Genomic DNA, 6,174 nt, shown 5'->3' with positions numbered 1-6,174 from the left:
CGGTTGATCACGTGGGTGATGGCATCGCCCACCCGGTCGCTGCGCAGTTCGTCGGCAAACCGGCAGATCCGCTCGAAATCGCGGCCTTCGGCAGTGAACAGCCGCGCAATCTGCCTGCTGTTCAGTTCCTCGCCATGCTCCACGCGGCCCAGGGCAATGCGGATTTCCATGTCGCTGGCCATGCTCACCAGCAATGGCGCCTCGGGCAGCGGCTCTCCCGTGCCAGGGTGCCAATCACTGTCACGTGGCAAGCCCCGTGCATCGGTTGCCTGGCGGATGCGTCGCTGCAGGGCTTTGTCCACCCAGACCCCCGGATCGCGCGCGAACAGCGGGCCAATGGCCAGTCGCTGGCGCAAGAGGCGACCGGCGTTCTCGGTTTGCGTTTCCAGTTGTTCAAGATGTGGCCAGGGTGCCTCGGGATTGACATGATCCGGCGTGACCGGAGAAACGCCGCCCCAGTCGTTGACACCTGCACGGATAAGCTTGCCAAGTTCTCCCGGCTGCAAATTTGGCGGAGCCTGCACCACCATCTCGGCTGGCAGGATCAACCGTGCGGCGGTGATCGTCCACAGGTGTTCATCGAGGCCAAGATCGGGCGCATTGGCCATCAGCGTATCCACTTTGGCGCGGAAATTCTGGATGATCACTTCCTGGATATGGCCATAGCGCGCGTGCAAGTCGCGAATGGCCAGCAGGGCTTCTACCCGCTCCAGCCGGGTTTCCCCGATACCGATCAGCAGCCCCGTGGTGAATGGAACTTTCGCTTCGCCCGCATCGCGAATGGCGCGCAGGCGGACCTTGGGATTCTTATCTGGCGATCCGTAGTGCGGCATGCCCTTGGCACAAAGCCGGTCCGACGTGCTCTCCAGCATCAATCCCATGGATGCCGAAACCGGGCGTAGTCGCTCATAATCGGACGGTTGCATGATGCCCGGATTCAGGTGCGGCAGCAGGCTGGTCTCTCCCAGCACCAGCGCCGATACATGCGCCAGGTAATCCAGCGTGCTGATGAAACCGCGTTCTTCCAGCCATTGCCGGGCTGCGGAATATCGCGCCTCCGGCTGATCGCCCAGGGTGAACAATGCCTCCCTGCAACCGCGCTTCTCGCCCGCGCGGGCAATCTCCAGCACTTCTTCCGGCTCCAAAAATGGCGCTGTCAGTTGTGAAGGACGATGGGCGAAGGTGCAGTAATGGCAAACATCGCGGCACAATTTCGTGAGCGGTATGAAGACCTTGCGCGAATAAGTGACCAGCGTGCCATGCGCCGCCAGCGTCTTGGCCTCGGCTTCGGAGGAAAGCTCGTCCAGCGAAAAGCACTCCAGCCTGCCCAGCCAGTCGCGTGCTTCGGTTTTGTTCCACCATTCGGCCATATCGCGTTACATTCTCTTTCGTGCAGCGGCGAGGCCGCGGATTGTGGTTAGCGGGTCGGCATGCCCTGGCAAGGCGGCGATCACGGTCGAGACACCGATTGCCTCCAGCCGTTTGAGCACATCGGCCACGTGCTCTTCGGGGCCGGCAATCGTATCGAAATTCTGCAGGAATTCGGTCAGTCCCATCTCATCCATCAGGCGGACGTTCTTGCCTCCAACCACAACATGTTCGGAAGGATCATACCGCGTCTGGAAGGCCTCGACGAGTGGCCGCACGTTCTCTGGCAACATGGCAAGCGCCTGCGGCGTACGCAAGGCCAGGGCGTTGACCGCGATGAAGGCCTTGAGATCTTCTATGGCCTGCTCGCGCCGGGGTCGGACCGAGATAAAGCTGGTAACCCAGATATCCAGCGCATCGGGATCGCGTCCCGCCTTGGTTGCCGCATCGCGCAGCATGGCGATCCGGGCTTCGACTGCGTCAAGGTGCTGATCGCCTGCAAACAGTATCGCCCCGTCGGCCACCTGCGCGGCCAGTGCCAGCGCCTTGGGACCGAAGGCCGAATAATAGATCGGCACGTTACGGGCAAAGCGCAGCGATTTGACCGTTCGGCCTTCCCACTCGAATTCTTCGCCTGCAAACAATTGGCGCAAGGCAGCAATTTCGGCGCGCACTTCGGCCTGTGTGGCCGGCGGGCGACCGATCGCCAGCACGGTGCTGCCACCCGTGGCAAAGCCCAGGACAGCGCGGCCGCCAGTCAATTCATCAAGTGTGGCAAAGGCATTTGCGGCAATCAGCGGGTGCCGCATGAACGGCGATGTCACCAGCGAACCGATCTGTGCGCCCGGTGCTTCCAGCGCGGCAATCGTCATCGAAGTGACCATTTCATGCCAACCCGATGGCGAATCCCCCACTGTGACAAGTTCATAACCCAGTTCTGCAGCCAGCCTGACTTCGCTGCGAAACAGATCGAGCGAGGTGCCCCACATCGAACAGACACCAAGTTTCATTGAACTCTCTCCCTCTGGAGAACCGGATCGCCCATGGGCGTCTGGCGCAGGTCCGCCGATTCGTTCAGCCCATGCTCGCGCACATATTCCTGCCACACCGACATCATGTTATCGAAAAGCGCAGCATCGTGTTCTTGCCCGTCGTGAAGTTCGCCTGCGTCAGCCGCCGTGTCATAAAGGTGCCATTGTCTGTCACCAGGCGGACCGACCAGACGAACGGCTTTCCACTGGCCGAACCGCACCAGCCCCTGGCGGTTGAACCCGAATGCTACTGGTTCGTAATCCGGCAACACGGCAGCATCGAACAAGGATGGCACGAAGCTGTTGCCTGTAATCGCGGCAACGCTTCGCCCACCAACGTCATCGGTGGCGGGAACACTGGCCAGGGCCAGCAGAGTCGGCGCGACATCAGGAAATTGTGTCACGGCGTGACTGGTGGCACCTGCCGAAACGCCGGGTGCGACAAGGATACCTGGTACCCGCGTGCCCCCTTCGGTAACAAAGCCCTTGAACAGGCGTGATGGTGCGGCAATTGCGCTGGCCCAGCGCGGATCCTGCAGAACAAAACTGGCCGCGCTTCCCATGGACGAAAGCGAATTGTCGGCGCTGCCGTAAGTCTCGCTAAAGCCGGAAACTACGGCATACTGGCGCGGATCTTCACTGGCAGGATCATTGTCGGAAATGAACAGGATAATCGTTCTGTCCAGTTTCCCCGTCCTTTCCAGGGCATCCAGTAGACGGCCGATGTTGTGATCCATTCGGTCCACCATGGCCGCGTAGATCGCCATGCGCCGGGCTTCCAAGGCCCGCTGCTGGGGCGAGAGGGCATCCCACTGGCTTTGCAACTGCACGAAAAGGGCAGCTGTATCGGGTGAACGGGACTGCAGAATCCCTGCCTTATGCATGCCTTCTACGCGCCTTCGGGCAAGTGCGCCCCACCGGTCTGCATAGGTATCAGCATAGCGGGCGATATCCTGCGGCAAAGCCTGCAAGGGCGAATGCGGCGCAGTGAACGAGAGGTAGGCGAAGAACGGAGCCACGTCGTTGCCCGCTTCAAGCTGGTCGATCAGCATTGATGTGAATACATCGGACGAATAGAAATTCTGCGCCGGTGTCCATGGTGTATCATTCAGCAAATAGGTTGCGCCGCGCAGGCCATCGCCATCCCGGCTGAAACCGCCCCAGCCAAAATGGTTCGACGCGCCCTGCAACAAGGCGAAACTGCTGGAGAAGCCGCGCTGCGCTGGGCGCTGCCCTTGCTCCATTCCCAGGTCCCATTTCCCCGCCATGGCAGTGCGGTAGCCATTCTCGGCAAAGCGCTCCGCAAGGGAGGCCACGCGGCTCGATAACACCCCTTCAAAACCCTTCCGGCCGCGATCGTGCGGTGCAATGGCCTCCGCTATCGGGCCAAGGCCGACAACGTGGCTGTCGGTTCCTGAAAACAGCATGGCCCGGCTTGGCGAACACGAGGGGGCACTGTGCAACTGTGTTAGCCGAATGCCGCGCTGCGCCAAACGCGAGAGGTTTGGCGTGGCAATTTCCCCGCCGTATGGCGCGATATCCGAAAAACCAAGATCATCTGCAACGATGACCAGCACGTCCGGGCGCTGGGCAATCGGCGTTCCTTCAGGAGATGGCCTGGTATCACTGACGCAGCCCGTCAGGCCAAGCGCAGCCATGCAGGCCAAAAGGAGACGCAACAGGGTCATGAAACCGGCTGCATCATGCCACGATCAGACATTCGTTCGATCGCCGCCCTTCAGATCCAGGATCTGGCGCGCTTCATCAGGCGTCGCGACGGAAAGGCCCATGCTTTCCACGATAGACCTTGCCGTTGCCACCTGTTCGGCATTTGTCTCGGCCAGCCTGCCCGGCCCTGCCCACAGCGAATCTTCCAGTCCGACCCGCACATTGCCACCCATTGCCGCAGCCATGGCGACGATGCTCATCTGCCGCGCCCCTGCGCCCAGTACGGACCATTCGTACTGGTCGCCGAACAGCCGGTCTGCCGTACGCTTCATGTGCGAAACGTCATCGGGATGGCTGCCAATGCCGCCAAGGATACCAAAGCAGGTCTGGACGAACAGCGGTGCCTTCACCAAACCGCGATCAAGGAAATGGGCCAGGTTGTAGAGGTGGCTGGTATCGTAGCACTCGAATTCGAAACGGGTGCCAAGCGGAGTCAGCAGCTCCAGCAGCCCCTCGATATCCTTGTAAGTGTTCTTGAACACGAGATCGCGCGAGGCCTCGAGCGTGGCCGGCTCCCACTCATGCTTCCAGTCCTTGTAGCGATTTAGCATGGGGAACAGGCCAAAGCCCATCGAGCCCATGTTCAGGCTGGCGACTTCCGGGGCAAAGCGCGTGACAGGCCGTAGCCGTTCTTCCAGCGCCATCGACGGGTGGCCGCCGGTGGTGATGTTGAGCACGGCATCGCTGCGCTGCTTGATGACCTTCAGAAACGGCTCGTATAGATCGGGGTTCTGATCGGGGCGACCGTCCTGCGGATTGCGGGCATGCAGGTGAATGATCGCAGCTCCTGCTTCTGCTGCGCCAATGGCAGCTTCGGCAATTTCATCGGCAGTCACCGGCAGGTGCGGTGACATGCTTGGCGTATGTATCGCGCCGGTCACTGCGCAACTGATGATTACCTTGCCTTTGGCCACAATGCTCTCCCGCCAGAAATATCAATTCTCCTATGAGTAGGAGCGGCGGAAGAGGGCGCAATCTAACCTTCGATAGGGTCTCAGGACAAAATCCCCAGCTGGCGCGCGCGCAACACGGCCTGCGGGCGACGGCGCACGCCAAGCTTGTCGTAGATTTGCTGCATGTACCATTTCACGGTGCCTTCGGTCAGGCCCAGGCGGTCACCGATTTCGCGGTTGCGCAAACCGCCGCTGACTTGTGTGAGGATTTCGATTTCGCGCAGGGAAAGGCCTCCACTCGGACCGAATTCCTCGCCTTCTTCATCCTCGATCTGGGCATTGCCCGTGAGCGAACGCACAAGCCGGTCTGCAAACTTGTCGACCGGATTGTCCAGGATCGGACCACTGCTATATGCTTCGATAATGAGCGAGCCGATTGCTTCGCCCTCATCGAGAAACGGGCGCACCCAGCCGCCGGGTTCGGCCAGTTCGACAGCCGAACGGACAGATCGACGCGCTTCAGAACGGTTGCCCGCCAGCACCGCGATTTCCGCCAGCAACAGCTCGAACGAAAGGGCCGAGCGCACGGCCCCGCGCCGCCGGACGAATTCAAGCCAGCGCCTGGCAACCTTGCGCGAACGCACCAGGCGGAACCGGTGCATCTCGATCCGCAGCCAGGCGATTGCCAGCCATTCGTTGAGACGAGAGGGGTTAAGCGTCGGAACAGGCTCCCCTTCGGTCACGAGGTCGCAGGAGTAGAAGAGTTGCTCCGCCTGTTCCAACTGGCCGCTCTTGATAAGGGTGCGCACCTGTTCAGAGACGACCATCGCCCTGAGCCGGTCCAAGCCACATTCGATGGCGACTAGGTGGGCCTCCTCCAGAACCGACAGAGCAGATGCAAGATCGCCCTCCGCGGCGGAAAGTCGCGCACGCACCAGATATCCCGACGCCACCTGGTCCACAAAGCCCCATTGCCGGATGGATGGCATGTACTGATCGACGAGGCTGCCGGCCTCCTCCAGTTCCCCGCACTCGTAGAGGATTTCCGCCATGGGCAAGGCCGGCAAGGCGCCCAGCCCCGGCACTTCCTCTTCGCGTTGACGGGCAATTTCTTGTGCTTCGCGCAGAAACTGCTTGGCGGTTTCGGTCTTCCC

At 61.1% G+C, this 6,174-nt stretch carries 5 protein-coding genes; all 5 read right to left on the bottom strand.

The window, feature by feature from the left end; all coding sequences use genetic code 11:
- On the bottom strand, positions 1-1,370 hold a 1,370-nt coding region (gene cofG, locus C0456_RS19320; RefSeq protein WP_291055856.1), incomplete at its 3' end, for a 7,8-didemethyl-8-hydroxy-5-deazariboflavin synthase CofG.
- A gap of 6 nt (positions 1,371-1,376) precedes the next feature.
- Complete coding sequence (locus C0456_RS19315) at positions 1,377-2,378, bottom strand: LLM class flavin-dependent oxidoreductase (RefSeq protein WP_067399144.1); 1,002 nt, start codon at positions 2,376-2,378, stop codon at positions 1,377-1,379.
- The gene (locus C0456_RS19310) at positions 2,375-4,087 is read right to left on the bottom strand and encodes a sulfatase-like hydrolase/transferase (protein ID WP_082744224.1); all 1,713 of its coding nucleotides are present in this window, start codon (positions 4,085-4,087) and stop codon (positions 2,375-2,377) included. The genes C0456_RS19315 and C0456_RS19310 overlap by 4 nt, the downstream gene beginning before the upstream one ends.
- 24 nt (positions 4,088-4,111) lie before the next feature.
- Positions 4,112-4,981 carry a 3-keto-5-aminohexanoate cleavage protein gene (locus tag C0456_RS19305; RefSeq protein WP_367179318.1) on the bottom strand — a complete coding sequence of 290 codons (870 nt, stop codon included), beginning with the start codon at positions 4,979-4,981 and terminating at the stop codon, positions 4,112-4,114.
- Positions 4,982-5,121: 140 nt separating this feature from the next.
- A partial coding sequence (locus C0456_RS19300) for a LuxR C-terminal-related transcriptional regulator (protein ID WP_291055845.1) occupies positions 5,122-6,174 on the bottom strand: 1,053 nt, incomplete at its 5' end.

This window comes from Hyphomonas sp. (assembly GCF_013823385.1).
Taxonomy (GTDB): domain Bacteria; phylum Pseudomonadota; class Alphaproteobacteria; order Caulobacterales; family Hyphomonadaceae; genus Hyphomonas.
The sequence above is the reverse complement of the archived record's forward strand: the minus strand, read 5'-3'. Positions and strand labels throughout refer to the sequence as shown.

Bases quoted from the DNA above. Each gene is read 5' to 3' on its own strand.
- C0456_RS19315 (WP_067399144.1), bottom strand. From the start codon at position 2,378: ATGAAACTTGGTGTCTGTTCGATGTGGGGCACCTCGCTCGATCTGTTT.
- C0456_RS19310 (WP_082744224.1), bottom strand. From the start codon at position 4,087: ATGACCCTGTTGCGTCTCCTTTTGGCCTGCATGGCTGCGCTTGGCCTG.
- C0456_RS19305 (WP_367179318.1), bottom strand. From the start codon at position 4,981: ATGTCACCGCACCTGCCGGTGACTGCCGATGAAATTGCCGAAGCTGCC.